Annotated in this window: 3 protein-coding genes and 2 pseudogenes; 2 read left to right on the top strand and 3 right to left on the bottom strand. The window is 76.5% G+C overall.

Going from position 1 to position 4,490, the window contains the following annotated elements; genetic code table 11:
• Positions 1 to 994, top strand: a pseudogene (locus FHN55_RS23030) (hypothetical protein); the annotation flags it as partial.
• Between the two features lie 363 nt (positions 995 to 1,357).
• Positions 1,358 to 2,617, top strand: coding sequence for a bifunctional glycosyltransferase family 2/GtrA family protein (locus FHN55_RS21905; RefSeq protein WP_218974925.1), 1,260 nt, complete (start codon positions 1,358 to 1,360; stop codon positions 2,615 to 2,617).
• 136 nt (positions 2,618 to 2,753) lie between these two features.
• On the opposite strand, the gene FHN55_RS21900 is transcribed toward FHN55_RS21905, so the two are convergent.
• The 3 genes and pseudogenes from FHN55_RS21900 to FHN55_RS23025 form a co-directional block, all read right to left on the bottom strand.
• Positions 2,754 to 3,776: a polysaccharide pyruvyl transferase family protein gene (locus tag FHN55_RS21900; RefSeq protein ID WP_257571197.1), complete on the bottom strand. Its 1,023-nt coding sequence runs from the start codon at positions 3,774 to 3,776 to the stop codon at positions 2,754 to 2,756.
• Positions 3,777 to 3,783: 7 nt separating this feature from the next.
• A complete protein-coding gene (locus FHN55_RS21895; RefSeq protein WP_257571196.1) occupies positions 3,784 to 4,206 on the bottom strand; it encodes a hypothetical protein in 423 nt (140 codons plus the stop codon).
• A pseudogene (locus FHN55_RS23025) lies at positions 4,199 to 4,490 on the bottom strand (hypothetical protein); the annotation flags it as partial. The pseudogene FHN55_RS23025 and the gene FHN55_RS21895, both read right to left, overlap by 8 nt.

Genomic DNA, 4,490 nt, shown 5'->3' with positions numbered 1-4,490 from the left:
CGCCAGCGCCGTGCGAGCCCTCACGCAGCACGCGGAGACCACCGGCGCCGTCCCGGTGGGCACCGCCGCCGCGCTGTCCGGCGTCCTGCGCATGCCTGCCCCGCCGCTGGCCCCCGGCCCCGACCCCGACCCCGTCCGCCGGCTGCTGGTCAAGGCCCACCCCGACGCCCGCCCCCTGGCCGTGCACCCGGCCGTGTGGACCCGCTTCTGCGCCCACGTCCACCTCCTCGCACTCACCGGGGAGCGCGAGGACGTCATGGCCACACTGCGCCTGGCCGACGTCACGACCTCACACGGAACCACCGCGACTGAAACTCACACGACCACTCACACGACCACTCACACAACCACTCACACCGCCACTCACACGACCCCTGCCGTCACCTCACACGGCACACCAGCGCCTCCTCACATCGATCCGGTCAGTGGTTCTCACATCGACGGGGACGCGGTCACTCCCCCGCTGTTCGCTGAGAGCACCACCGGCGGAGCAGGCGCCTCGCGTGCCGGAGCGCATGACGCCGGTGCTGACGGCGCGGACGGTGCTGACGGCGCTGACGGCGACGTCGTCCTGGCCCCCGGCGCCACCGACGCCGGTGACGGCTGGCCCCCCAGGACCGGCAGCCTCGACGGGTCCGGCCGCCCCGGCAGCCCGGCAGTGGCCACGCACGTGCGCATCGAGGGCGGGCTGGCTCCCCGGTCCTGGAAGCTGCCCGAGCCTGCGCGCACGGCGCTGTCGGGCTGGCTCGCCGACCGGGCGGTGCTGGCCTCGCTGCTGCGCGGGTCCGACCCGGCCGCGCTGTGGCTGCGGGTGCGGCCCTCCACCGACCTGCGCACCGGTGCGCTGCGGCCGGCGGGCCTGCCCCTGTCGGACCGCGGTCTGCGCCTGGCCTTCACCACCACCCTGGCCGTGCTGGCCCTGGAGGACCGGGACCTGGAGGACCTCTCCACGGCGGCGGTGCGGGCCTACGCTCGGGGGCGTGGACCGGTGTGACCCGTGAGCGGTGCGACGCGCGACGGCGCCGGCGCGCCCGGGGCGGGGGGCCACGGGCTCACAGAGGTCGCCCAGGTGGTGCACCTGCCAGGTCCAGCCGACCGCCCCAGCGTCGTGGGCGTGAGCCTCGTCGACGGCGACCCGCTGGACCTCACCACGGACCTCACCACGGACCTGAGCGCGGACCTGAGCGCGGACCTGAGCGCGGACCTGAGCGCGGACCTGAGCGCGGACCTGAGCGCGGACCTGAGCGCGGACCTGAGCGCGGACCTGACCACGGACGTCGCCGGGGGCCGCACCGCCGGTCGCGGTCCGACCCCCGGTGCGACCCCCGGCGCAGCTGAGGCCGCGGCCGCCGGTGAGGTGGTCGGGTCAGCGCCGGCGGAGACGACGGTGCGGACGCCGGTGCGGACGACGGCGCAGACGACGGTGCTGGACGTCGTCGTCCCGGTCTACAACGAGGAGACGGACCTGCCCGGGTGCGTGCGGGCCCTGCACGCCCACCTGAGCGAGCACCTCCCGTACTCGTTCTGCATCACCGTGGTCGACAACGCCAGCACCGACGCCACGCTGGTCACCGCCGCGGCGCTGGCCGAGGAGCTGGGTCGCCCCGGGGCCGGTGTGGCGGTGGTCCACCTGGACCGCAAGGGCCGCGGCGGGGCGCTGCGCGCGGCGTGGTCCGTCTCCCCGGCGCAGGTGGTGGCCTACATGGACGTGGACCTGTCCACCGACCTGTCGGCGCTGCTCCCGCTGGTGGCGCCGCTGGTCTCAGGGCACTCCGACGTCGCCATCGGCACCCGGCTGCACCGCGCCTCCCGGGTGGTGCGCGGACCCAAGCGGGAGGTGATCTCGCGCTGCTACAACGCTCTGCTGCGCTCGACGCTGCGGGTGCGCTTCTCCGACGCCCAGTGCGGCTTCAAGGCCATGCGCAAGGAGGCCGCCACCGCGCTGCTGCCGCTGGTGGTCGACGACGGCTGGTTCTTCGACACCGAGCTGCTCGTCCTGGCCGAGCGGGCGGGGCTGCGGATCCACGAGGTGCCCGTGGACTGGGTGGACGACCCCGACTCCCGCGTCGACATCGTCTCCACCGCCGCCGCTGACCTGCGCGGCCTGGCGCGCCTGGGCGCCTCCCTGGCCCGCGGGGAGCTGCCGCTGGCCGACGTGCACGCCGCCCTGGTCACCCGCCCCTCCCCCACCTCCCCCACCGGGCTGCTGTCCCAGGTGCTGCGCTTCGCGGTGGTCGGGGTGACCTGCACGCTGGCCTACGCGCTGCTGTACCTGGTGCTCAGGCCCGTGCTGGGGCCCCAGGGCGCCAACCTCGCCTCGCTGCTGCTCACCGCGGTGGCCAACACCGCCGCCAACCGCGCCTTTACCTTCGGGGTGCGCGGACGCGCCCACGTCGGGCGCCACCAGGCGCAGGGCCTGGTGGTCTTCGCCATCTGCTGGGGCCTGACGTCGGGGTCGCTGGTGCTGCTGGACGCCGTCGCACCGGGCGCCTCCCACGTGGTGGAGGTGGTCGCGCTGACCGCGGCCAACCTCGCCGGGACCGTGCTGCGCTTCCTGCTGCTGCGGGTGTGGGTCTTCCGCCACCAGCGGGTGCCCAGCGCCGACTGGCGCGGCTGAGCGCTCCCCTGGGCTCCTCCCGGTGCGGCGCCGACCAGCGGTCGGCGCCGCACCGGGAAGGTCATGATCACCATGCTTGGTTCCGTTATCAGGCCTCGGCCCCGGTCGACCGGTCCGCAGCGCGCTGCCGGTCCTCTCACGCGAGGACAGCAGCGACCAGGGCCTCCAGCTGCTCGCGCCCGGCGGCCGGGGCCTCCCGCGCCGCCTGCAGGGCGGCCGCGCGCCCCAGCTCCCCCAGCGCCCAGCCCAGCTGCGCGCCCAGCGGGTCGTCGACCGACCCGAGGGCCGACCCGGCGGCCGCCCCGCCCAGGAGCTGCTCAGCCCCGACCACGGCCGGCCACCCCCACGCCGCAGCCTGCGCGCTCACCTTGCCGCCGCCGGCCACCGGGTCGACGGCGACGGCGGGCACCCCCGCGGCGAGCGCGAGCACGAGCCCGTGCAGCCGCATGGTCACCACCGCGTCACAGCGGCGCAGCAGCGCCAGCACCTCGGCCGGGGTGCTCGGGTCGCGCCAGCCGCGCGGGTCCAGCCGGGTGTCCAGCGCCAGCCGCGCGTGCGGCGAGGCGGCCAGCCGCTCCCCCAGCGCCTCGGTCACCGCGTCGTGGCGGCGTCGCTCGCCGTACTCCGCCTGCCCGGGGGCCAGGTACACCCCGAGCACGCCGGTGCCCGCCGGCCCGGACGACGGCGTGGGCGGCGCCGCGGCCGCCGCCAGGTCCCGGGCCAGCGCCGCGGCGGGGCCGGCGGCGAGGTCGCGCACGCCGGGTCGCCCGGGGGCGTCTCGGGGAAGGACGAGGTCCCACGCGCCCAGGCCCTCGTCGTCGTCGTCGACCACGGAGACGCCGACGGCGGTGCGGCGCAGCCCGGCGAAGCGCGCCGCCACCTCGGCGACCGGGCAGCCGTGCAGCGGGCCGCAGGCCCACACGAGGTCGGTGTAGTCGTCCGGGTCCGCGAGGAGGAGCTCCACTCCCCCGGCGCCGGGGGCGGTGGCCATGACCGGGCTCCAGGCGAGGTCGACCTGGACGCCGGCGGCGAGCAGGGCCGCCTCGACCGCGCGCATGGACAGCACGTCGCCGGCGGTCGCCTCGCCGTGGACGACGCTGGACCAGCCGACCACGAGGGCCCGACGAGGACCTGGGCGCGCCGGCGCGTCGCGGGTCACCGCGGTCTCACCGGCCCGGACGGGTCCGCCGCAGCCACGCCAGCCCCAGCAGCGGCAGCACCAGCGGGACCCAGCCGTAGTCGCGGCCGAACTCGCCCCAGACGGTGCCGTCGGGGAAGTCGGCGGTGTCCAGGACGGTCAGCGCCCCCACGGTGAGGACCCCCACGAGCTCCACCAGCACCGCGACCAGCGCCACCCGCCAGGAGCCGGGCGTGGCCCGCACCAGCGCGGCGGTGGCCACCACGTAGACGATCCCGGCGAAGAGGCTGAGCAGGTAGGCCAGCGGCGCCTCGGAGAACTGGAACAGCACCTGGTAGAGGCCGCGCACGGTGGCCGACAGGCCCAGCACGGCGTAGACGGCCACCAGCACGCGGCCCGGCCCGTGGCGCATGGCCCCCGAGGCGCGGGCGGCAGGACGGCTGTCAGGCACCGGTGCTCCAGACCTGCTCGAGGCGGACGACGAGGATGGCGGTGGTCAGCGCTGCGATGAGCAGCACCCCGGTGCCCCAGCGCGACTTCTCCCCCAGCGCCCAGAACGCCCCGACGGGCGGCACGAGGACCGTGGTGACCAGGTAGCTGCCGAAGACGACGCCGTCGACGGCGCGGTCGGTCACCGCCAGGGCCACGAACCCGACGACGGCCTGCACCAGGAGCGCGACCTCGAGGACGGCGACGGCGATGAGCATCGGGTCGTCCAGGCGGCGCCCGCGCGCG

The organism is Streptomyces sp. NP160 (genome assembly GCF_006335115.1).
In the GTDB taxonomy this organism is placed as follows: Bacteria; Actinomycetota; Actinomycetes; order Actinomycetales; family Quadrisphaeraceae; genus Quadrisphaera.
The sequence above is the reverse complement of the archived record's forward strand: the minus strand, read 5'-3'. Positions and strand labels throughout refer to the sequence as shown.